The sequence below is a fragment of the Rhizobium chutanense genome (genome assembly GCF_002531935.1).
Taxonomy (GTDB): Bacteria; Pseudomonadota; Alphaproteobacteria; order Rhizobiales; family Rhizobiaceae; genus Rhizobium; species Rhizobium chutanense.
Map to the genome: position 1 here is coordinate 1 of NZ_NWSV01000004.1, position 21865 is coordinate 21865.

18 protein-coding genes and 2 pseudogenes are annotated in these 21865 nt (G+C 60.5%); 9 read left to right on the forward strand and 11 right to left on the reverse strand.

Features of this window, described 5'->3' with window-relative positions; all coding sequences use genetic code 11:
* On the reverse strand, positions 1-3146 hold a 3146-nt coding region (locus tag CO666_RS07315; RefSeq protein ID WP_179869631.1), incomplete at its 3' end, for a toxin TcdB middle/N-terminal domain-containing protein.
* A gap of 191 nt (positions 3147-3337) precedes the next feature.
* Entirely contained in the window at positions 3338-3571 is a 234-nt protein-coding gene (locus tag CO666_RS33555; RefSeq protein WP_143540258.1) for a hypothetical protein, read from the reverse strand.
* Between the two features lie 106 nt (positions 3572-3677).
* Here CO666_RS33555 and CO666_RS07320 point away from each other — a divergent pair, with 106 nt between their 5' ends.
* A complete protein-coding gene (locus tag CO666_RS07320; RefSeq protein WP_097611792.1) occupies positions 3678-3959 on the forward strand; it encodes a hypothetical protein in 282 nt (93 codons plus the stop codon).
* A 49-nt stretch (positions 3960-4008) separates the two neighbouring features.
* Here the strand turns inward: CO666_RS07320 and CO666_RS07325 are convergent.
* Positions 4009-6046, reverse strand: a pseudogene (locus CO666_RS07325) (SPFH domain-containing protein).
* Between the two features lie 676 nt (positions 6047-6722).
* Here CO666_RS07325 and CO666_RS07330 point away from each other — a divergent pair.
* Both CO666_RS07330 and CO666_RS07335 read left to right on the forward strand, forming a co-directional pair.
* Positions 6723-7199 carry a hypothetical protein gene (locus tag CO666_RS07330; RefSeq protein ID WP_245436751.1) on the forward strand — a complete coding sequence of 159 codons (477 nt, stop codon included), beginning with the start codon at positions 6723-6725 and terminating at the stop codon, positions 7197-7199.
* Positions 7200-7280: 81 nt separating this feature from the next.
* Positions 7281-7697, forward strand: a complete 417-nt coding sequence (locus CO666_RS07335) for a hypothetical protein (RefSeq protein WP_097611427.1) — start codon at positions 7281-7283, stop codon at positions 7695-7697.
* A gap of 54 nt (positions 7698-7751) precedes the next feature.
* On the opposite strand, the gene ligD is transcribed toward CO666_RS07335, so the two are convergent.
* Positions 7752-8804: a non-homologous end-joining DNA ligase gene (gene ligD / locus CO666_RS07340; RefSeq protein WP_097611428.1), complete on the reverse strand. Its 1053-nt coding sequence runs from the start codon at positions 8802-8804 to the stop codon at positions 7752-7754.
* A gap of 256 nt (positions 8805-9060) precedes the next feature.
* Between ligD and CO666_RS07345 the strand changes: the two genes are divergently transcribed.
* From CO666_RS07345 to CO666_RS07355, 3 genes and pseudogenes are all read left to right on the forward strand, one after another.
* Complete coding sequence (locus CO666_RS07345; RefSeq protein ID WP_097611794.1) at positions 9061-9243, forward strand: hypothetical protein; 183 nt, start codon at positions 9061-9063, stop codon at positions 9241-9243.
* 347 nt (positions 9244-9590) lie between these two features.
* A pseudogene (gene cysC / locus CO666_RS07350) lies at positions 9591-10259 on the forward strand (adenylyl-sulfate kinase); the annotation flags it as partial.
* 26 nt (positions 10260-10285) lie between these two features.
* On the forward strand, positions 10286-11023 hold the full coding sequence (locus tag CO666_RS07355) for a sulfotransferase (protein ID WP_097611430.1): 738 nt from the start codon (positions 10286-10288) through the stop codon (positions 11021-11023).
* A 69-nt stretch (positions 11024-11092) separates the two neighbouring features.
* Here the strand turns inward: CO666_RS07355 and CO666_RS07360 are convergent, their stop codons facing one another.
* The 5 genes from CO666_RS07360 to CO666_RS07380 all read right to left on the reverse strand — a co-directional run bounded on the left by CO666_RS07360 (position 11093) and on the right by CO666_RS07380 (position 16451).
* Positions 11093-12007, reverse strand: coding sequence for an SMP-30/gluconolactonase/LRE family protein (locus CO666_RS07360; RefSeq protein ID WP_097611431.1), 915 nt, complete (start codon positions 12005-12007; stop codon positions 11093-11095).
* A 14-nt stretch (positions 12008-12021) separates the two neighbouring features.
* Complete coding sequence (locus CO666_RS07365) at positions 12022-12972, reverse strand: ABC transporter permease (protein ID WP_097611432.1); 951 nt, start codon at positions 12970-12972, stop codon at positions 12022-12024.
* A complete protein-coding gene (locus CO666_RS07370; protein ID WP_097611433.1) occupies positions 12969-13916 on the reverse strand; it encodes an ABC transporter permease in 948 nt (315 codons plus the stop codon). Before CO666_RS07370 ends, CO666_RS07365 begins: the two co-directional genes overlap by 4 nt.
* Positions 13913-15364 carry a sugar ABC transporter ATP-binding protein gene (locus tag CO666_RS07375; protein ID WP_097611795.1) on the reverse strand — a complete coding sequence of 484 codons (1452 nt, stop codon included), beginning with the start codon at positions 15362-15364 and terminating at the stop codon, positions 13913-13915. The genes CO666_RS07370 and CO666_RS07375 overlap by 4 nt, the downstream gene beginning before the upstream one ends.
* A gap of 70 nt (positions 15365-15434) precedes the next feature.
* Complete coding sequence (locus tag CO666_RS07380; RefSeq protein ID WP_097611796.1) at positions 15435-16451, reverse strand: ABC transporter substrate-binding protein; 1017 nt, start codon at positions 16449-16451, stop codon at positions 15435-15437.
* 111 nt (positions 16452-16562) lie between these two features.
* Here CO666_RS07380 and CO666_RS07385 point away from each other — a divergent pair, with 111 nt between their 5' ends.
* Both CO666_RS07385 and CO666_RS07390 read left to right on the forward strand, forming a co-directional pair.
* Positions 16563-17966 (forward strand): GAF domain-containing sensor histidine kinase, encoded by a 1404-nt coding sequence (locus CO666_RS07385; RefSeq protein ID WP_425352402.1) that lies wholly within the window; start codon positions 16563-16565, stop codon positions 17964-17966.
* 13 nt (positions 17967-17979) lie between these two features.
* Positions 17980-18702 carry a response regulator transcription factor gene (locus CO666_RS07390; protein WP_049735793.1) on the forward strand — a complete coding sequence of 241 codons (723 nt, stop codon included), beginning with the start codon at positions 17980-17982 and terminating at the stop codon, positions 18700-18702.
* 284 nt (positions 18703-18986) lie between these two features.
* Here the strand turns inward: CO666_RS07390 and CO666_RS07395 are convergent, their stop codons facing one another.
* The gene (locus tag CO666_RS07395) at positions 18987-20009 is read right to left on the reverse strand and encodes a class I SAM-dependent methyltransferase (protein ID WP_097611435.1); all 1023 of its coding nucleotides are present in this window, start codon (positions 20007-20009) and stop codon (positions 18987-18989) included.
* A gap of 199 nt (positions 20010-20208) precedes the next feature.
* On the reverse strand, positions 20209-20616 hold the full coding sequence (locus tag CO666_RS07400; protein WP_097611797.1) for a carboxymuconolactone decarboxylase family protein: 408 nt from the start codon (positions 20614-20616) through the stop codon (positions 20209-20211).
* Positions 20617-20935: 319 nt separating this feature from the next.
* Here CO666_RS07400 and CO666_RS07405 point away from each other — a divergent pair, with 319 nt between their 5' ends.
* A complete protein-coding gene (locus CO666_RS07405) occupies positions 20936-21865 on the forward strand; it encodes a TauD/TfdA dioxygenase family protein (RefSeq protein WP_097611436.1) in 930 nt (309 codons plus the stop codon).

Consider the following 21865-nt stretch of genomic DNA (forward strand, 5'->3'; position numbering starts at 1 on the left):
TTGCCCTTGACCGGCGGCGTCGCAACGGCCGTGGCGTCGTCATAGAGATATTCCTCCTTGCTGCCGACCGGTGATGCGGCATCCGGGCCGAGACGGACCGTCTTGGAGGTGGGCAGCGAGACGATGTAAGCCGACGTGTTCGGCGCATAGGTGACCGTCGTCGTCTTCTCGTCGCCGGTGGTGTTCACATTCTCGGTGCCGGCGGCGTCCACCGTGCGGCCGCGATTCTTGAGTTCGGTCACGTTGCCGTAGGCGTCGAAACTCCGCTCCGTCCGCAGATACGCCGTCGTGCCCCCCTCCGTCAGCTTCGTTGTCGTCGCAGTATTCTTGAATGAATAAGGCTTCGATGTCGTGTTGACAGTATAGGTTTCGCTGACCGTTTTGGATGCCGTATTCGCCCCGTTCTGGATCGTCGTAGTTTCTGGCAGACCGTAGCTTGCAACATCCGTTCGGTAGTAAGTTATAACCTTGGCAGGGGTCGTCTCCCCAGAGGCGATCGGCAAGGTCTTTTCCAAATAACGGTATGTATAAAACCTACGTAGCGTGGCGTTGTATGTTGCCGATGAAAATTTGTAATCTGTGTTATTTATGTTTCCTTTGCCATCGTTGACAGATATCCTGCTCACAACATTAATCACTGGCATGAAAGTGTTTGTTACCCGGGACGACGGCTTATAATCGACGGAAACAGTCGCTCCGGTTTCGAGCGTCATGCGGCGCAGAAGGTTGGGATTGCCGGCTCCGGGATTGGAGAGAAGTAGGCTGGTGCGGGACCTCATGAAATCCGGCAGACCGTCCCCGTTGAAATCGCCGGAAATATTGGAGCCGGCAGCAGCAAATGGAGACTGGACCAATCGGGTGGCTGCCGGCTCGAACCAGACTCCGTAAGCATTGGTCGTCTTATAGGGACTGGCCTCGGTAGCACCCACCGCAACCAGAATGTCAGTCATACCGTCATTGTCGAAGTCACGCAGCAAGGGCGAGCCCGAAAATGGCGCGTTCGAGAGAAATGAAGAATAACCGCGGCCTGTCCATAGCCAGATCGATAGACCGCTGTACTTCCCGTTCGAGAAGGACGTGTTCTGTACGAGGTCGGTAGCGCCGTCGCCGTTCACGTCGGCGAGAGCGCACTTTCGGTCGCGGCAATCGATCGAAGCCTCCACAACCGTCACCCAACTGCCGGTGTATCGGAAAACCTTCGTGGTTGAGGACGCACCGCCGGTGACGACGCCCTGCCGGCCGTTGCCGAGCAGGTCGGCTGCACCCAGGATGTATGCGCTGCTCCCGCCCAAGGACGCAGTAGTGAATTTGAAAAGCTGATCAACACCGTTCCCGTCAGTATCGGCTTTAAATGACTGGGTCTGAGAAAATGGGTCGACCGACGCATTGGAGGCGGAAGGAAGTGCCGCGCAAATTGCCGCGTGGCCGGACAAGCTGCAATCTGAACCGGATACCGATTGATCCCAAAACGTGGCGACCACGCCATTTAGCGTCTGGTAACCGTTTGAATTGTGGGTGATCGAGCTATAAGGTATATCAAAAGCACTTCCGGCAAAATATCTGCCAGGATAGGCGACCATATGGACCGCGTCACCGAGATCTTTCCGAGAGACATTGTCGGTATAGACCGCACGCCCATCTTCACCGAAGTGATATAGCGTCATTCCCCAAGTATGACTAACAATAAGGTTTCCGAAGCTATCCTTAGACTCCCTTCTTGTTGTTCGATTTATGTACAACTCATCCCTGGCGTCGAGATTCATGTCTCCCGTGCCGGCGGTTTCCACATCTCCAGCGTACAGAGAGGGAGGAGAAAACAATCCTTGCGCTTCATCATAAGTATAATTCAAGTCATCATAGACCATCGTCCGGATTGACTTGTAGTCCTGTCCGGACACCCCGCCGTCGGAAGTAATAACAGAGCCGCTGCCGAAGCGCTTCACCTGCGTCAGCCGGGTCCTATTAGAAAAAGGGGCTTGATTGTAAGAAAACTTATAGGCGGCCTGCACTAGACCGTTCACTTCCACCGCAAGCGATTTGAGTTTATTCTTCGTGTAAGAAAACCCATAGCCGTTGGCCATGATGATTTGGTCGGGCCGCGCTTCATATCGAAACTTTACTGCAGCATTGCCATAGGAAACCGTGTCGGGATAACAGACCGGCAGATCGGCACATGTATACGTGTAACTGACGGTGTTTCCATTCGGATCGGCAACCGAGCTCAGCAGCCAACGCGAACTGCGATACAGATCATAAAGCGGCCCCGGAGCCGGATTTACGTTGGCAATCGCGCCAACCGACCGGAATGTCAGTGTGACGCCGTCGGGATTTGTAATAATCCATTCGCCGGCGGAGGAATTGAAGGCGATGCGGCGGTTGCTTTCAACCTCGGTAGCATGGGTGCCGCCGGTCGCGCACGACGGCGAAACAGTGTTTGTCGCGCAGGGGACGAGCTCCTCGCCGTTCAACAGGTAAATATCAGTCGAATTGAATGCCGGCAGACCATTTCCAATGCTGGCGCGCTCGATCACATCGAAGCCTTTGAGCCCCCAACCATAACCCAACCAGCCCTGATAGAGCCCACCGATCTTTGTCTTGCGCGACGAGGCATACTGAAGCGCGATTTCCGGCTGAATGCCATGAAAGGCCGGGATTTCGATGCCGATTTCGTCGTTGAACGTGCCGGAGCCGGAAACTTCCGGTATCGGCGTCGTCGCACGCGCCGATGTGCCGACAGGCGGCGCATCCGGATCGACCGGTGCTGCTGCGGCCGCCGCCGCCGTGGTAGAGGTCGATGCTGCAGCTTTCGGTTTTACGCTGGGGGTCGACACGTCGCTTTTGGTCGCATCCTCGGCGGTATCGTCAGCCGGCGCCACACCAGCCTTGCCGAGAGCAGTCCGGTCGACTGCCTTATCGGGCTGAGGGGAAGTCGCCGCAGGATCGGCGCCAGCATCGGATGTCGAGGGAACATTCTCGGCTGCACCGCCAAGCCCCGAACTTCCGTTGCCAAGGCCGCCCGCGCTGGTTTTCCCGGCATCGGCGGCAAGCGCAGTCCCGACAAAGGATTGATTTAAGTCCGGCCCAAAAAACAACGCAGCAAGAACCGCTGCAGCAGAAGCTGCAACACCAGATCGAAATTTACGCATGAATCCCCCAGATGAAATCACGACGTTCTGAAATTTCCGCATTTTAAAGTCGAAAATATTTTTATTTGCAAGTAGGCCTGATGCGGAAACCGAGTTAAATGCACGTTTCTGGATGCTTTATTCACGTGCAAATGATCGGGCAGGTTTCAAACACGGGTCAATTCTCGATGGAAGTATCCGCGACTGCGGGGTCAAAAATTGGCCGCCGGAATACACTGAGCCAGTTGGGCGGCACTGATGACAATCTTCGGAATTGCTGACAAGCGAAAGCGTCCCAATCTTTCAGATTCGCTCCTCGCGCTATAGGTCTGAAAGGACAGCGGCCGATGCTTGCCGACCTCTCGAGGCATCAGCAAGGATCGACGCGAAATAGTAATTGAGCCGCCCGTCTTGCTGCACATATGCGTGAAGCGCGCGGCAGCCATGCTTTGCTTCTGCAGACATCCATCTCCATCTGACAGTCACAGCCACCCCTCTCTAATCGAGAAATCGGCGCTGCGGCCCGCCTTGGACACGCGCGAGGAGACAATCATGAACGGCATTTCGAAAACCCTGAACGACATGACGCTTGTTGAACGCTCAAGCCTGCTCGACACCGTCGCCGATGCCCTGGAAGCCACCGCCGAGGAGGCCGAAGGGGAGGGCGATGCCCGCTTCGTCGCCAACTCCGTCTGCATCGCCAACACGATCCGCGGACTGTCCGGGGCGCTTGGCCCGCACGATCTGCGGGCGGCCGAACTGCTGCTCGAGCAGGGCATAATGCTCGTCCACCAGTTCGCCAACCGGGCGAAACCACGCGGAATGGTTCATTAAAGCAGGATGCATAGATGGGCCGGCACAACCGGCCCATCTGTAATCGATGCTATTCGGCCGGCGCCGGCACCACATCAGGGGAATCCTGTCGTCCCAGCCGGTCGGCGACCAGCATCGACAACATCATTTCCACCAGGCCGTTTGCACCGCCCTTCTCGCCGCCGGCACCGCCGAGCTGGATCTGCGGCACGAGCGGCAGCCTGCCGTTCTCGATTGCCTCGGCAAACCGCATCAGAACCTGCGAATGCAGCTGGTAGTCCGGACCGCCAAAGGCTGCGACCTTCTTCTCCGTGGCTTCCGCTTCCGCCAGACCGACGGCGCGCACCTTCTGGGCATCGGCAAGGCCGGTCGCCTTGATACGTTCCGCGTCGGCAAGGGCGATCGCCTTGATCCGGTCGGCCTCGCCAAGGCCTGCAAGCCGAACCTTTTCCGCTTCGGCCTTGGCGGTGACCTGGATGGTCTCTGCCTGCTGGCGGGTGCGGGCGAGCTGCGCCTTGCCTTCGTTCTCGCTGATCTCGATGGTGAGTGCCGATGTCGTGATCTTGGCCTGCTGTTCGGCGAGCGCTTCCTTCTCGCGCAATGTGCGCTCCTGGATCGCAGCCGCCTCCTGCAATTTATAGGTCTCGACCTTTTCGACGGCGATCTGACGCTCGCGCAGCTGGATCAGGATCTGCTCTATGCTGTTCTGGCCGTTGCTGGCGCGGGGCGTACCGATCAGCACCTCCTGCAGCTCGAGGCTGTAGGAGCCGAATTTCTCGCGCATTTCGTCGCCGGATTTGCGCTGGATTTCGCTGCGTTCCTGCAGCAGTTGGATCAACGTCTTGGTCTGGGCGATATTCTTGAAATAGGCCGAGACCATCGGATCGAGCGTCTGTTCGACCAGCCGTTTGATATCGCCGAAGCGCTGCACCACCAGCGGCGCCTTCATATAGTCGATATGCACGACGACCGAGAGCGGCAGCACGGGTTCGAATGCATCCTTGGTGATCAGCGACACTTCGGAAAGATTTTCGTCCAGCCTGTGTTCGCCGAACTGTTCCTTCGTCCATTTGAGCACGAAGTTGGTTGTGGGCACGATGATGATATTGCCGGCATAGGTGTTGAAGGCATATTTGCCCGGCAGAAGCGGCGTCGACCAGACACCGCGTGCCCCCGTCTCGACCAGCTCGCCATGGCGATAGGACTGGCCTGAAATATCCGCGCTTCGCCGGCCGGTATAGGAGACGACGACGCCCACCGTGCCGACCTCGATGATGGTCTTCTCCACAAGCTCGACGGTGGCAAAGATGCGGTTGAGGAAATAACTGCCGTCGGCAAGCACCTGCAATTGCCGGCCGCGATAACCGCCGGCATTGAGAAACTTCTCCGGATCCTGGAAATTATTGTGGAAGTTCGGGTCCTTCGGGTTGTTGGCAACCGTCGGCGCGATGATCGCCGTCCGGCAGCGCCGGACCGTCATGGATGGTGACGATGCCGATCAGGTCCTCGGCATCATGGATGACGACGGGCTCGAAACCGTTGCGCTCGCTGATCAAAGTCGACATGTCGGCAAACAGTTTCTGTTCCGACGCGTTCAGGTTGACGGCATAGGTCGATTGCGCGGTCAGCACGATGAACTGGGCGAGATTGATGGCATAGGTGCCTTCGCGCAGGATCTTGCGTTGCGGACCCTTCTGGCCGCCCTTGGTGAGAAAGCTGCGCACATCCTGAAAATCATCGGCATCGATATTCGAGGCCAGTGTCTGGGTCGGCGGCAGCGGCTCGCCGTCACGGGCGAAGACATAGCCGATCTGACCCTGTGGAATGGTGACGAGATTGGCGCGATGCATCGAATACTGGAACGGCATGAAGAAATGCAGGCCGCCGCGCACGACTTCCGGCTGGAAGCCGGCCTCGCCATAGAGCGCGATGAAGCCATTGTCGACGGAGCCGCGAAAACTCCAGAGCTTTTCGAGAATGCCGAGCCTGTCGTTCGGGATATAGCGGATCACGCCGCTCCACCGGACCAGCATGACCACCACGATGAACGGAAATGCGATGACGATCGCCCTCCATCCCATCGGACCAAGATATTGCAGGTTTTCCATCTTTTCTCTCGTATGGGCGCACGGGTTCATCCACCCGATGGTCGCCCGGTTGCTATTGGTTGATAAAACGGGGAGATGGCGCGCCTGTTGGCTCGACGCACTCAGAGTGTGTCGAACGTTTAGGCTGCTCATTGTCCGGAAAAAATGACCGCGCGTCCCTGGTCGCCCATGAGGGGCGGCGTGGTCGTGAATGCTCTTACATCGGTGTCGCCTTGATAGACATGACGATGGAGGACGTAAGGATTGCGCCTACAGGTTTAAAGATGTTGGATGCGGATATCGAGCAAGTACTTCCAACGATTTCGATATTTCGAGCATTCAATTCTACTGAATTACACCATTTCAGCTAGTTGGGCGACAGCTCGTTCGTGTTTCCCGGCGCGGAGCAGCACAAACGGAACCGAAAATTGCACGTTCTTGTAGATATTTCCAATCCGCCCTTTGTTCTCAGCCAAGAACTGAGTAAGAGCTTAAACATAAGTTTAGGCATCATTAATTTCAGCGGGCCGTGAGATGCTGGTTTTAAGACCTTTCAATTTAACCGGGCACCATTCTTTGCCGCTGGGCTTTTGCTTTTCTGCAGCACTGCGCGCGATCCATATAAGGACAGCTATCGTTTCGAACGCTGGAGCGGCGTCGGTCTAAACGCTTGTCCGTCGCCGCAGGAAGTATCGTCATGAAATCTTCCGTGGCGCCAAAACACGAAATCAACAATGACAAAGAGGTTCCAATGAAGAAAGCATTTATTCTGCCGCTTGCCGCGATGTGTGTCGGTGCAACAGCATTGGCTGGTTGCACGACGATCGGTCCGGATGGCTTGGAGCATTACCAAAGGAATATTAGCGTGGCGAGCGGCGAGCGCACCAAGATTGGCGTCGCCTTCAGCCTCAACCCTGACTGTAGCGCGAAAGTTGTACCCGAGGTCCGCATCCGCGAGGCCCCGCAACATGGCAAGGTGGAGAGCCTGCGCGAACTCGCCTTTCCCCATGGCAAGGGCGAATATAAGAAGTGCAATGGTACAAAGGTACCTACCACGGTAGGGTACTATACGTCTGACAAGGGCTTTGTCGGCAAGGACAGAATTGTAATTCGCACATCCGATAAAAACGGCATTGTCACCGAAGGGGTGCTGAATATTACGGTTGTCGAATAGTCATACTGCGTCGGCGGCCGGTATCGTGATCTTGTGATACCGGCCGCCCCGGAACCCATTTCAATACTGGTGAGAATTTCCATGAACATCCGATACGGGCTTTTTGGTTCGGCCCTCCTTCTCATTGCCGTGGGACATGCCCAAGCGCAGGAAATCAAGAAGGTGAATACGTCCGGTACAACCGTCTCCGGCAGTCGAACCATCATTTATCAATCGTCATTTGTGAATCCCGACTGCAGCGTGGCTGCCGTGCCGCGTCTAAAGATTCTGGACGGCGGCAAACATGGAAAGATTGAGATCGTCCGTGAAAAGGTGTTTCCGAATTTTGAGCGAAGCAATCCCCGCTTCAAATGCAATGGCCGCAGGGTCGATGGAGCTGTGGTCTACTATACGGCCGGCGCCAAGTTCACGGGATCCGATCAAGTAAGGTTGCGCGAGTCGAGCGAGTCGGAAGCCGGCGTTTGGGAGATCACCGCCCGTATAACCGTCGTTGACTGACACAGTTCTCCAAATTTGAGATTTTCCAGGGGGATCACTGACGATCGTGATCCCTCAACTGCCGAAGCCGGCCATATCGAACACGGCCGCATTGTCCTGAACTTCACGCAGCCCCTTGTAGGAGGCGTGACGAAGGCTGCCGTCATCGGTCCAGCCGCGGAACTCGATCTCGGCGATGAGGGTCGGCTGCACGAAGACGAAGCGCTTGCCCTTCAGGGGAACGACCGGCCGGCTCGTCTTCAGCCGGTCGAGTGTCTTTTTCAGCTGCTCGGCATCCCTGGCATTGAAGCCGGTTCCAACCGACCCGACGTAAATCCAGTCGAAGCCCTTTTTGCCGGCGAGCAGCAGACTGCCGATGCCGCCGCGGGCGGATGCCGATTGTTCGTAGCCGACGATCATGAAGCTCTGGCTCTCGACGCACTTGATCTTCAGCCAATCGCCCGTGCGGCCGCTGCTGTAGGGCCGGTCGCGATGCTTGGCGATAATGCCTTCCAGCCGATGATGGCAGGCATGCGCGAGCAGCTCTTCGGCCGGCAGTTCCAGCTCTTCGGAGAAGCGGATCGTCCCATCGCCGGCTGGGATCAGGTCTTCCAGAAGGTGCCGGCGCACGGCGAGCTCTGTGCCTGTGAGGTCATGCCCGTCGAGATACAGAAGGTCGAAGACGTAGAACATGGACTCGGTCGAAGCCCGCTTGCCGCCTCGGCCGCCGAGCGAACGTTGCAGCGCGCCGAAATCCGATCGGCCGTGATCGTCCAAAACCACCGCTTCCCCGTCCAGTATGGCGGTGGCGACACCCAGTTCTTTTGCTGCCGCGGCGATGGTGGGAAAGCGGTCGGTCCAGTCATGGCCGCCGCGGGTGATGACACGAACGCCCTTCGGCTCGATGTGGATCGCCAGCCGGTAGCCATCCCACTTCACCTCATAAAGCCAGTCCGATCCTAGCGGTACCGCGGGCTTCAGCAGCGCCAGGCATGGCTCGATCCTCGACGGCATCGGGTCGAACGGCAGGCTCGGCTGGTCAGGATCGCGCTTGCGGATCGGACGAGACTGCAGCGTCGCATTGGACTCGTTGAGGAATGGCAATGAGGGGCGGCGCGAGCGCGTCATGATCGATGTTCACCCTTCCCGGACCGGTTTCGGCCTCGATCGAATATGCAGTGTGTCCAGATATTGGACGTGACGCAACCGGTGCGAGTCAACCCGATCGGCCGGCGGATTGTTCCGCGTCGAAAAGAATCAAAATTCAATGGCATGGGACCCATGCACCGCTTGTATCGCCAGCCGTGAGATGCCGTTGATTCCATGCATCTTTTTGCGGCGTCGCGCGTTCTAACCAAACGGCAACCACATAGGAATGAATCACATGGCAAAGCGCGAACTCATCGATACCGGCACCGACAAACGCTACACCCGACGCAATGAAAAGGGACAATTCAAGGAAAGCGACGATGTCGGCCGCTCTCTGTCAGCCGATCGTCGCCAAACGGCAAAGACCAAAGCAAAGCCGGGCGAGGGAGATCGCGGCGATCGGGCCGCCAAGCACTGACAAGGCACCCCGCAGTCGATCAGGCAGGGGAGGCGGCCGCTCGCAATGCCTGGCTGGCGGCCTGTGGCGCAAGTGGCGGCAACTCCAGATTGGAACGGAAATCGTCTCCGGTTCTCCGCAGAAGCGCTTCGCCCCGCCAAAGATCGCTATTGCAAATGGCTAGCATCTTATTTATGGTACCTACAGGTTCCGTAATGCGTTCACACCTCCCTTATCCGTCATATAGGAGCGCCCGTGATCACAAGCACGTCAATATCCGCCGCCGCATCGTATCGTTGCTCGTCCGTCTCATTTCGTCTTGAACACCAGATCCATGGCGGCTGCAGCGTGAACGCGATCATGGCAGACGCATCGCCAGCAATTGCACTCTGAGCGACCGGATGGCCAACCTGACTGTCGGCGCCGCTATGATCGATCTTCCGCTGTATCGAACAGAAAATATTCGTTGGCAGGCGCTTGAGGTTAGTCGCAAGTCGCGTGCCGCTCTGCTGAATCAGCGACCGGCGGTCGTTTGGCTCACCGGACTTTCAGGATCCGGCAAGTCGACCATTGCCAATAGTGTCGAGAAGCTGCTCAACGGCAAAGGGCGCTCCACTTATGTGCTGGATGGCGACAATATTCGCCACGGCCTCAACCGCGACCTCGGCTTCACCAATGAGGATCGCATCGAAAACATCCGCCGCGTTGCGGAAGTGGCCAAGCTGATGGCCGATGCGGGCCTCATCGTGCTCGTCTCCTTCATTTCGCCCTTCCGTGCAGAGCGGCAGCTTGCCCGCGAGATGATGGAAAAAGGCGAGTTCTTCGAAATATTCATCGACACGCCGATAGAGGAATGCGCCAAGCGCGATCCGAAGGGACTCTATAAGCGCGCGATGGCCGGCGAGATCAAACACTTCACCGGAATCAGCTCCCCCTATGAGCCGCCGGAGAATCCGGAACTCTGTCTTCGCACGGTGGATTCCGATCCCTATCAGCTCGCCATCCAGATCGAGGCATTGCTCGACGCCCGCCCTTAGCGGAGCGATTGCACAGGAGATATTTTTTGAACAACTTATTGGCGAGGCACATTGCTGAAGCTCGAAGCGCCCTTGCATCCCGACGGAATTTCAACAAGGTATTCGGGATCGGCGGTCACAAGACCGGGACGACGACTCTGGCCGACGTTTTTACTCTCTGCGGCCTGAAAGTCGGAAATCAGGTTGAGGGCGAGTTGACAAGCTACTCGGCGCGCCGGGGAGATTATAGTAAGCTCATTGCCTATGTGCAAAATGCCGATGCTTTTCAGGACAGTCCGTTTGCCGAAAGCGAAGTTTTCATCGCCCTCGACGCGCTCTTTCCCAACTCGCGTTTCATCCTGACGGTCCGAGATCCGGAAGACTGGTTTCGCTCTCAAATGCGGTTTACGGCCAAGCGTTTCGGCCTCGCCGACCCCAGCCGGATAACCAAGGAACATATTCAGCAAGATGAGTATATTTTCAGGGGGTACTGTGAGGAAGCGCATGCCTACGCCTTCCTGATGCGGACGCCTGACTACAAGTTTCATTCATCATTCGACATCGGCGAGGATGCGATAGAATGGGAAAACCTCTTCGATAAAGACACGTATATTCGGGCCTATCTGACCAGGAACGAGTTGATCAGACGGTTCTTTCGCGGCCGGCCACATCAGTTGCTTGAAATTGACATGACCACGGCCGAGACCATTGAAAATATCGCCGAGTTCCTGGGGCTTCCCGAAAGTCTGTCCAAGTTGCCGATGCCGCATGCAAACAAGACGTGAACTCGTGGCCTGTCAGCATGGAAGAGCAAGCAGTATGGGGCCACACCGGCCGCATCATCACGCTGCATGTCACGGCAGCTGAGCCCCATTCACCGCAAGGTACACCGCATAAACCGACCGCGTCGCCGCAATGAACAGCCGGTTGCGTCTGGGTCCGCCGAAGGTGAGGTTGGCGACGGTTTGCGGCACGCGGATCTTGCCGATCAGCTTGCCTGTCGGCTCGAAGCAATGCACGCCATCGGCCGCACTCGACCAGAGGTTTCCGTTCACGTCGGTGCGGATGCCGTCAGGAATGCCGCTGTCGATCAGGCAGAAGACGCGGCCGTTGGCGAGCCTTTCGCCGTCGATCACGTCGAAAGCGCGGATGTGGCGCGGCAGGCTTTCATCGTGGCTGGCGGCCGAATCCGCGACGTAGAGAATGGTCTCGTCGGGGGAGAAGGCGAGGCCGTTCGGCTGGGTGAAATCCTTGACGACGGCCGCGAGAGCGCCGGTTGCCGGGTCGAGCCGGTAGACGTTGCGGGTCGGCTGCTCCGGCACGGCGCGATAGCCTTCATAGTCCGACATGATGCCGTAGGTGGGATCGGTGAACCAGATCGTGCCGTCCGATTTCACCACCACGTCGTTCGGCGAATTGAGCCTGGCGCGTTCGAAACGGTCGGCGAGCACGGTGATCGAGCCGTCGACCTCGGTGCGGGTGACGCGGCGCGCGCCATGTTCGCAGGAGATCAGCCGGCCCTGCCGGTCGCGCGTGTGGCCGTTTGTGAAGTTGGAGGGTTGCCGGTAGACGGAGACGCCGCCCTCGGGCGTCCATCGCAGCATGCGCTGGTTGGGAATGTCGCTCCACAAGAGCTGGTTCGCATCGTTGAACCAGACGGGGCCCTCCGCCCAGCGGCAGCCGGAATAGAGTTCGTCGAGGCCGGCGCTGGTGACGATCAACTGCCGGAAGCGCGGGTCGTGGATTTCGTAGATGCTGGCCTCGGCCATGGCGGTCTTCCCAATTATCGCATACCGGCCCGGCGGCCGCCGGCGAGCATGATGACGCTGATGATGATGAGGCCGGTCATGATCAGCCGGATGCCGGCGCCGACCCCATAGGTGTTGAGCATGGAAACAACAAGAAACATGAAGAGCGACGCGCCCCAGATGCCCGGCACGTTGGAATCGCCGCCGGCGACCGCCGTGCCGCCGATCACGACGACGGCGATCGAGGTCAGCAGATATTCCGAGCCCATGTTGAGTGCGGCACCGCCGGAGAAGCAGGCGAGCAGATAACCCGCGACCGATGCGAGCACGGCGCAGAAGAGATAGGTGACGAAACGCGTGCCATCGACCGGGATACCGGCCATGCGCGCGGCCGGCATGCTCTGGCCGATCGCCGAGATCCAGCGCCCGTAGATCGTCTTTTCCAGCAGGAACCAGGCGAGAAGCGAGATGAGGAGTGCCACGATCGCCACATTCGGCACGCCGAGCGTATTCGCAGTGGTGAATTCCGCCAGCACGCTCGGAGGCTTGATGCGCAAGCCCCGGTTCGTCCAGATCGCGGCGGACTGCACGATGAAGCTCATCGACAGCGTCGCGATGATCGGCGGAATGCGCAGCGCCTTGATGAGCGCATAATTGCCGAGGCCGACGACGAGACCGATGACGATGGCGACGAGAAGGCCGGGCAGGATCAGACCGTTTTCAACATTCATCAGCTTCAGCGCCACCGTGCCGGCAAGCGTCATCGTGGCGGGAACCGAGAGATCGATATTGCCGGGGCCGAGGGTGATGACGAACATCTGGCCGATGCCGACGACCACCGAGAAGGCGGCAAACGTCAGGGCGGCCTGCGACAGGCCGAGCGTGCTCGCCCCGAGCGTCACCATGATCGTCAGGAACCAGACGATGAAGGCGGCAAGCCAAGACCAGATCCAGGGTCTGCCGAAAAGGCGAAGCAGCAGGGTCATCGGCGTTTCTCCCGCTTTTCCAGGCGGTTCAGCATCAGGCGCAGTGCCAGCACGATGATCAGGATCGCCCCCTGCGCCCCGATCTGCCAGTCCGGCGAGATCCGCAGGAAGGACAGGAACGAGCCGGCGAGCGTCAGCGTCAGCGCGCCGATGACCGCGCCGACGGGGGAGACGCGGCCGCCGATGAATTCGCCACCGCCGAGGATCACCCCGGCGATCGACAACAGCGTGTAGCGCAGCGCGATATTGGCGTCGGCCGAGGTGGTCAGACCGACGAGGGCGATGCCGGCGAGCACCGCGAAGAAGCCGGCAAGTCCATAGGCAGTGGCCCGCGCCCCGACGATCGACCAGCCGGCGCGTTCGACCGAGCGCTGGTTGCCACCGATGCCGCGGATCAGCACGCCGAGCGAGGAGCGCATGACGAGAAGATGGGCGACCGCGGCGATGACGATGCTGGCGACGATCGCCATCGGCGCCAGCGGCGGCTTGACGGTCATCAGCCAGCGCACCCAGTCCGGCGCCTGGCCGCCGGGTGCCGGCAGCAGCAGCACGGCGAGCCCGCCCCAGACGAAGCTCATGCCGAGGGTAACGACGATGGAGGGCAGGTTGCGCAGATGGATGACGACGCCGAGCGCCGCGTAGGTGGCGATCGCACCGGCCAGGATCAGCATGCCGGTCATAGGGGCATCTCGCAGAAAGGTGGCGGTGACGCAGGCGACGAAGCTGACGAAGGTGCCCATCGACAGATCGAGATCGTTGACCGCCATGACAAGCATCTGGGCGATCGTCGCCAGCGCGATCGGCACGGCCAGATTGAACAGAAGGTTGAGGCCGACATAACTCATGGCGCGCGGCTGCAGCCAGAAGACGGCGGCAAGCAGCAGCGTCAGCGACAAAGCGGGAATGGCGAGACGCAGGGCGTCGGACGACAGCCGGACCGTCATGCGGCGACCCCTTCGAAGGAGGCGGCGATGATATTCGTCTCGTTGACGGCGTCACCGGCGAGCTCGGCGGTGATGCGGCCTTCGCGGAAGACATAGACGCGGTCGCAGAGGCGCACCTCATCCATTTCGGTCGAGTACCAGATGAAGGTGCGGCCGTGCGCGGCCTCCTCGCGGATGATCGCGTAAACCTCCTGCTTGGTGCCGACATCGACACCGCGCATCGGATCGTCCATCAGCACGACGGGCGCACGCGTCGCAAGGGCACGGGCAAAGAGCACCTTCTGCTGGTTGCCGCCGGAAAGCGACAGGATGCGGTTGGCCATATCGGGCGTGCGGATCTCGATCCGCCGCCTCCAGTCGGCGCCTTTCGTCTCCTCCTCGTTTGCGAGGATCAGGCCGCGCCGGGACAGGTCACCGAGCGAGGCGATGGAGAAGTTGCGCAGGATGCTCCAGAGTTCGAAGACGCCGTTGAGGCGGCGGTCGCCGGCGACGAAGGTGACGAGCGGATCGCGCTCCGGCAGCCAGTTGCCGGACTGGGCGGCATGGAGCGCCAGCAGCAACTCGGTCTGCCCGTGGCCGGCCAGCCCCGCCAGTCCGATGATCTCGCCCTTGCGGGCCGCAAAGGGCAGGCCTTTCGCCTGATGCGACAGAATGAGCGGCGCGGTGGACAGTTCGCGCGCCGAACGCTGCGCGGTCTCTTCCTTGGCAACAGTGCCCATCGCTTCGACGAGGCCGTGATGGTCGAAGTCCTGCGCCAGGCGCTCGGCGACGACGCGGCCGTCCTTCATGACGATGATGCGGTCGGCGGTTTCGAGGATCTCGTGCAGGATATGCGAGATGAAGATGACGGCGCCGCCCACGGCGGTGAAGCGGCGGACATGGTCGAGCATCTGGCGGGCAAGGCTGGCATCGAGCGACGAGGTGGGTTCGTCGAGGATGACCAGCCGCGGCGGGGTGCCGGCGTCGGAAAAAGCCATCGATATCTCGACCATCTGCCGCTCGGCGATCGAGAGATCGCCGACCGCCCGGCCGCTGTCGATGCCATGGCCGGGAAAAACGGTATCGAGGCTCTTCTCGATGATGTCGGCGGCGCGCCTGCGCCAGCCGAAGCCGCCGAGATGGCGATGCATGATGCGTGTATTCTCGACGATCGAGAGATTGGGGCAGAGCGACAGCTCCTGGAAGACGCAGCGCACGCCGCGGGCACGCGCCGCGTTGATGCCGTAGCGCTCCAGCCGCTCGCCGTCACTCGCCACACTTCCCTCATGCGGCGTGAGGCCGCCGTTGATGACGCTGACGATGGTGGATTTGCCGGCGCCATTGTGGCCCACCAGCCCGACGCATTCGCCCGGCATGACGCGGAGCGTGACGCCGTCGAGCGCTCTGACCGCGCCGAAGCTCACCTTGGCGCCATCGACGGCAATCACCGCCTGCAAAACCTCATCCATGCTGCCCGCCATGCCTGCTCGCAAAGAATGCCGCACGGCCATTTGCGGCCGCGCGGCAGTCGCCGGGAGATTACTTTGCCTGCTCGATCACCTTGATAGCGTCAGCCTGCGTGTATTCCACGTTGGCGACGCCGCCGGCCTGGGTATTGGCGAGGTTGGTTTCCAGATTGTCCTGGTCGATGCGCAGGAAAGGCACGACGAGGTCCTTCTTCACCTGCTTGCCGTCGAGGATCTGCTGGGCGACCCAGAAGGCGAGGGTGGAGACGCCCGGCGCGATCGACACCGACATGGTCTCGTAGCCCTTGGCGTCCTTCTGCTCCTTCCACCACTTCAGCTCGTCTTCACGGTTGCCCATGATGATGGTCGGCATCTTCCGGTCGGTCGCGGCAATCGCCTGCGCGGCGCCGTAACCGTCGCCGCCCTGCGTCACCACGCCGACGATGTCGGGCAGGCTCGGCAGGATGCCGGCCACCGCCTTCTGCGCCACGTCCTGCGCCCAATCGCCGTGAACCGAGCCGACGACCTTGAACTGCGGGAACTGCTTGACGCCGTCGTGGATGCCGGCCGAAATCTCGTCGTCGACGAAGACGCCGGCAAGGCCGCGGATCTCGAGCAGGTTGCCGCCGGCCGGCAGTTTCTTCGAGAGGTATTCCACCTCGCTGCGGCCCATTTCCTTGAAGTTGACGGCGATGCGCCAGGCGCAGGGTTCGGTGACGATGCCGTCGAAGGAAACGACGGTGATGCCGGCGTCGCAGGCTTCCTTGACCGCGCCGTTCAGCGCCGTCGGCGAGGCGGCGTTCAGCACGATCGCGTCATAGCCCTGCAGGATCATGTTCTGGATCTGCGCCGCCTGTTCCGTCGCCTGGTTTTCGGCGGTGGTGAAAGGGTCGGCTGCGGCAACGACGCCTGATTTCACGGCTTCGCCGGTCACCTTGCCCCAGCTCGTCAGCATGGCCTGGCGCCACGAATTGCCGGCATAGTTGTTGGAAAGAGCGATTTTCTTGGCCGACGTATCGGCAAAGGCGGAAACGGGCATCGCGGCGCAAGCAATGGCGGCCGATGCCAGAAGCATCTTGCGGATTGTCATGTCTTCCTCCCTGATGATCGCCGGTCGGCGGATCGCTTCACCCTGCCGGCCCAACAGGGCTCGAGTGAAAATTGTTCTTGCACTGAGCTTCCTCCTCTCAGTAAGGGCAGGATGCGGGAGATCGACCGGCCTGTACAGGGGCAAGGCAGCACGTCGTTTGCGGGTTTTGCGCAACAAGCTGCGGGTTTATGCAAGACGCGGCGCTTCCGCGGGCGCTTACTGCGAAGGGACCGCGGCGGGTTGAGGAGCCTGTTGCCGTCTCGGGGAGGAACTATCATGCTGCAGCCTGCACCGGCAGCCATGTTCGACCACTATCTCGGTATTTCCCGGCTGCTCGCGGGCCAGCTCGACTTCCGTTCGGCCATCCGCTCCGTCGCAGCCGAAGTCGCCCATATCATCCCGCACGACCATCTCGATGTCTGCGTGCTGCTGGAGGGCGGCAATTACCATACGGCCTACGAAACGGGCATCGAGACTGCCTGGGGCGAGATTGCCGGCGCGCCTGTCGTCAACAGCCCGATCCGCTCGCTGCTCTGGGGGGAGGTGGATTTTCTGCTGGCCGACGACGCCATGACCGACCCGCGCTTCCACTTCGAGGGTGCGTTCAAACGGCCGATCGTCGAACAGTCGCTGAAGAGCCGCCTGCATGTGCCGATGAAAGTGCAGGGCACGATCATCGCCGCGCTTTCCTGCTCGTCACAAACGGCCGGCGTCTATACGATGGAGGATATCGAACGCGCCCGCATCATCGCCGACCTGCTGACGCCCTATTTCTTCGCGCTGCAGGCGGCCGAGCAGGCGCAGCGCTCGGCGATCGTCGAGGCCGAGGCCCGCGCCCGCGAGGAGGGGCTGCGGCAAGGCGCGCTGAAGCTGACCGAAGCGCTGGAGCAGGAACGCCAGCGCATCGGCATGGACCTGCACGACCAGACGCTCGCCGACCTGACGCGGCTCGCCCGCCGGATCGATCGGCTGTTGCGCAACGGCGAGGTGGCGCCCGAGGCGCTGGAGCCGGTCTCCCGTTCGCTGCAGCATTGCATGCAGGATCTGCGGCAGATCATCGAGCAGGCCAAACCCTCCGTGCTTCAGCTCTTCGGCCTTTCCCAGGCGATCGAGCATCATCTCGACCGCTCGACCCGCGACACCGGATCGGCGATCGAATGGGGCCTCGTCGATGAGACGCACGGCGCGCTGGACCGGCTGGAGCCGACCGTCAGCGTCGCGCTGTTTCGGATCGCCCAGGAGGCGATCAACAATGCCGTGCGCCATGCCGCGCCGCTCGCCGTCACGGTGCGGCTCGAGGCCGACGACGAGCGGCTGTCGATCGAAATCTCCGACGACGGCAGCGGGCTCGCCAAGGCCAGGGGGCGGATCGGCGGCGGCATCGACAATATGAAGACCCGGGCGCGGCTGATTTCGGCGCGTTTTGCGGCCGGGCCAGGCCACAACAATCGCGGCACCGTCGTGCGCGTCGTGCTACCGCTTAGCCCGCACGACCCGGCGAACGAGCCGAACTGAGGAGAAGGGCGCAATGAAGGTTCTGATCGTCGAGGACGACCCGCTGCACCGCTCCTATCTGCACGAGGCTGTCAACGCCGCCCTGCCGGAATGCGACACGGTGATCGAGGCCGAGAACGGGACGGCCGGCGAGAAGCTCGCCCGCGACCACAAATCGGCGCATATCGTCATGGACCTGCAGATGGCGAACCGCAACGGCATCGAGGCGGCGCGCACCATCTGGAAGGAGCGGCCGGAGACCCGCATCCTGTTCTGGTCGAATTATTCCGACGAGGCCTATGTGCGCGGCGTCTCGCGCATCGTCCCGGATGGCGCCGCCTACGGCTATGTGCTGAAATCCGCCTCCGACGAGCGGCTGAAGCTTGCGCTGCGCTCGATCTTCATCGAGAGCCAGTGCGTCATCGACCGCGAGGTGCGGGGCCTGCAGCAGAAGAGCCTCGGCCAGACGAACGGCTTTACCGATTCCGAATACGAGATACTCGTCGATATCGCCCTCGGCCTCACCGACCGGGCCATCGCCAAACGCCGGGGCCTGTCGCTGCGTAGCGTGCAGAACCGCCTGCAGCAGCTCTACGACAAGCTCGACGTCTACCAGAGCGCCGGCGACGACCACGAGGACGGCCGCTTCAATCTCCGCGCCCGCGCAGTCACCGTCGCTTTCCTGCGCAAGCTGCTGAACTACAGCGCGCTGGAGCGGGCCGAGGCGGAGCTGCAGGAGTGGCTGGATGGGAAGTAGGTTCGAGACGACCGGAGATCGATCGAATGTCGGAACCGGTACCGACGTTAGAGATGAGGACTCAAAGCGGGTCATGGGATGCAAGTTCCATAAGATACATTACGCCACTTTTACAATTAAAAGTTTTTTTAATTGGAGAGTATTTCTCTCATAGCGAGCGTCGCGACCGGTTTCGTGCTATCCAATCCGGCAAGATCGCGAGTAAAGGTTGGGCGGGATCAGCTGCGAAATTGTCCGCCGCGCCTGTTCTTGCGTCCTCAGGGTCTTCCCGCGCAGCGGCGCGGCTATTCAAAGAGAATGATGCTTGCCGGCGTTGGTGGCATCGGTTTGACCGTGACGCCGGCAAGGCCGGCCAGTCTTGCCATCGCCGTCAGCTCACTTTGCGTATAAGCCTGGCCCGCCGGCGTGCTCGCCAGCATCTCCCAGGAGAAGGCCGCGGGAAAAGGCGGCGACACGCCATCTTCGTTCGGCACGAAATCGACCGCGACGATCCGGCCTTCCGCTGCAAGGCTGGCGATGATCTTTCGCAACAGTTCAGCACATGTCGGCAAATCGAAGTGGTGCAGAAAATTCGGAAGCAGAACGAGGTCATAACCCGTACCCCAATCCACATCGAAGGCACTGCCGGCGATCGTCCGGTAACGGTCGGCGACGCCGGCCTTTTCCGCATTCTGTCTCGACAGTTCCAACACGGCGGCCCAGTCGACGGCGACGATCTCCGCCGATGGAAAGGCCTTCGCAATTTCGATCCCGAACATGCCGGGACCTGCCGCGATGTCCAAAACCTTTTTGGCAGGCCTCCGCCAGCCGGAAATTTCGCCGGCCAGTATTTTGGCGCTGAGACCGGTAAAGGAGCCCATGCCGCGCGCAAACTTCAACCAGACGGGGTTGTCTGCGGACATGTTCGCAAGGCCGGCCGAACCGCCGTTTCGCACGGCGGCGGCCGGATCGCGCAGAAAGTTATCCAGGATTTCAGGTGCGGCGACGAACTCGACGGCAGAGCCCATATAGGCCGGCGAATTGCGATCGAGGAACATTCTGGTCGAAGGCGTCATTCGGTACTGGCCGCTCTCCTTTGTCAGGAAACCATGGACCACGAGATAGTCGCACAGGATGCGCACCCCACGCTCCGAGGCGTTTGTTGCCGACGCCAGCAATTCTGCCGGTTTGCCCTCGCCGATATGCGTAAAGAGATCAAGTTCGATGGCCGCCCTCATCGCCGCGGTCTTGCGGCATGCAAAGAGTGCATCGACCACGAGTTCGGGTGACACGACACCGGTGTGGGCGTCCGCAGCAATTGTTTCCATCGGATCCCCCGAGCTCTCAACCGATTTTGCCCGGCAGCGCCGGCCGCAGGAATTATGCGTAGATTGGCATATTCTACAATACGCACTGCGCTAACCCTATCGGGTGTTCCCCGGCTCAACGGCCGAGCTGTCCTGCCGGCCGCTCCCGCCCGCATGACGTGATGACGGCGCCTGTCTTTGAGCCCGGACTCCGTCTTTCCTATCGCACCTCAAATTCCGGATCGGACGGAACCTGCATGGCCAGGGCAAGATGGTTTGTCTGCGCGGCAAGGCCGATGATCGTCAAAAGTTCGCCATGTTGGGCATCCGTCATCCCGCGGGCCCGGGCGACTGCGGTGTGGGATTGAATGCAATATTGGCAGGCATTGGCCGTCGATACCGCGATGTAGATCATCTCACGCGTCAACGGATCGATCGCACCTTCGACCGTCATGACCGCTTTCAGCGTTTCCCATACCCGCTTGAGGTTGGCCGGATCGTTCGCCAGGGCACGCCAGAAATTGTTGATGAAATCGGTCTTGCGCGTCGCCCGGATGTCGTCGAACACGGCTTGAACGGCCGGAGTGGCGGCCGCCTCCTGGTCCGACAGGAGTTTGACTGTTGTCATCGAAAGTTCCTTTCTCGGGCGCCGCTGCACGGGCGCAAGCGTGATCCTTTCTTCGGCTGCCCTGCCGGTCAAACTGCCCGGCGCTCCAGCGCTGCCTGCAACCGGAATTCGATCCGAAGATAGAGGTTCTCGGGAAGATAGGAAAAAATGACAGCGACCGCCAGACCCCGCTCCCGGTGAGGGAAACATCGGCCGGCTGAGATATCGAAGGCGGCTGTTTCAGGAAAACCGGCAAAATTAGAAATATTTCTCTATAGATTTTATAGATTATTTTGTTTCATGACCCTGTCGATTTCGGCGATATCAACAGGAGATTTCCATGAGCAATCCAGTTCTCGTCAATCAGATCATTCCCGAGTCCGATGTCGTGCCGCTGACCGGCCGCGTCGGCGCCGAAATCAGAGGGGTCCGTCTCGGCGGAGAACTTTCGGACGCGCAGGTGGCCGCCATCAACCAGCTTCTGCTGAAACACAAGGTCATCTTCTTCCGCGATCAGGGGCATCTCGACGATTTGGAACAGGAAGCCTTCGCGCGCCGCCTGGGCGACCTTGTACCGCATCCGACCCAGGGCCCGGCGGCGGGAACGGCTTCCATCCTCAACCTCGATTCCAGCCGCGGCGGCGGCCGAGCGGACCAGTGGCACACCGACGTCACTTTCGTCGACGCCTACCCCAAATTCTCCGTCCTGCGCGGCGTCGTCATTCCGGCGGCCGGCGGCGATACGATCTGGTCCAACACCCATGCCGCATACGAAAGTCTGCCGGCGTCGCTCAAATTGCTGGCGGATAATCTGTGGGCCATTCACAGCAACGCCTATGACTACGCCGCCGTGCGCCCGCGCGCCACGGCCGAAGAGAAGAAGCATTTCGAGGAAGTCTTCACCTCGACGGTCTACGAGACCGAGCATCCTGTCGTGCGCGTCCACCCGGAAACCGGCGAAAGATCGCTGCTGCTCGGCAATTTCGTCCAGCGCCTGGTCGGGCTGTCGAAGAGCGACTCTTCCAAGCTCTACGAGCTGTTCCAGTCCTATGTCACCGCCCCGGAAAATACGGTGCGCTGGCGCTGGAAAGCCGGGGATGTCGCGATCTGGGACAATCGTGCCACCCAGCACTATGCCGTCAACGACTATGGCGACCAGCACCGGGTGGTGCGTCGCGCAACCGTCAACGGCGACGTGCCCGTGAGCATCGACGGTCGCCGCAGCATCACTCATGTCAAGGCTGCCAAGCCGCAGGCAAAGGCGGCGTGA

Excerpts from the sequence above, each read along its gene's own strand:
- CO666_RS07395 (WP_097611435.1), bottom strand. The coding sequence starts at position 20,009 with ATGGAAACAATTGCTGCGGACGCCCACACCGGTGTCGTGTCACCCGAA.
- CO666_RS07370 (WP_097611433.1), bottom strand. The coding sequence starts at position 13,916 with ATGACGGTCCGGCTGTCGTCCGACGCCCTGCGTCTCGCCATTCCCGCT.
- CO666_RS07405 (WP_097611436.1), top strand. The coding sequence starts at position 20,936 with ATGAGCAATCCAGTTCTCGTCAATCAGATCATTCCCGAGTCCGATGTC.
- CO666_RS07360 (WP_097611431.1), bottom strand. The coding sequence starts at position 12,007 with ATGGCCGAGGCCAGCATCTACGAAATCCACGACCCGCGCTTCCGGCAG.
- CO666_RS07330 (WP_245436751.1), top strand. The coding sequence starts at position 6,723 with ATGAAATCTTCCGTGGCGCCAAAACACGAAATCAACAATGACAAAGAG.
- CO666_RS07390 (WP_049735793.1), top strand. The coding sequence starts at position 17,980 with ATGAAGGTTCTGATCGTCGAGGACGACCCGCTGCACCGCTCCTATCTG.
- CO666_RS07365 (WP_097611432.1), bottom strand. The coding sequence starts at position 12,972 with ATGACCCTGCTGCTTCGCCTTTTCGGCAGACCCTGGATCTGGTCTTGG.
- CO666_RS07320 (WP_097611792.1), top strand. The coding sequence starts at position 3,678 with ATGAACGGCATTTCGAAAACCCTGAACGACATGACGCTTGTTGAACGC.
- CO666_RS07335 (WP_097611427.1), top strand. The coding sequence starts at position 7,281 with ATGAACATCCGATACGGGCTTTTTGGTTCGGCCCTCCTTCTCATTGCC.
- CO666_RS07375 (WP_097611795.1), bottom strand. The coding sequence starts at position 15,364 with ATGGATGAGGTTTTGCAGGCGGTGATTGCCGTCGATGGCGCCAAGGTG.
- CO666_RS33555 (WP_143540258.1), bottom strand. The coding sequence starts at position 3,571 with ATGGCTGCCGCGCGCTTCACGCATATGTGCAGCAAGACGGGCGGCTCA.
- CO666_RS07385 (WP_425352402.1), top strand. The coding sequence starts at position 16,563 with ATGCGGGAGATCGACCGGCCTGTACAGGGGCAAGGCAGCACGTCGTTT.
- ligD (WP_097611428.1), bottom strand. The coding sequence starts at position 8,804 with ATGACGCGCTCGCGCCGCCCCTCATTGCCATTCCTCAACGAGTCCAAT.
- CO666_RS07380 (WP_097611796.1), bottom strand. The coding sequence starts at position 16,451 with ATGACAATCCGCAAGATGCTTCTGGCATCGGCCGCCATTGCTTGCGCC.
- CO666_RS07345 (WP_097611794.1), top strand. The coding sequence starts at position 9,061 with ATGGCAAAGCGCGAACTCATCGATACCGGCACCGACAAACGCTACACC.
- CO666_RS07400 (WP_097611797.1), bottom strand. The coding sequence starts at position 20,616 with ATGACAACAGTCAAACTCCTGTCGGACCAGGAGGCGGCCGCCACTCCG.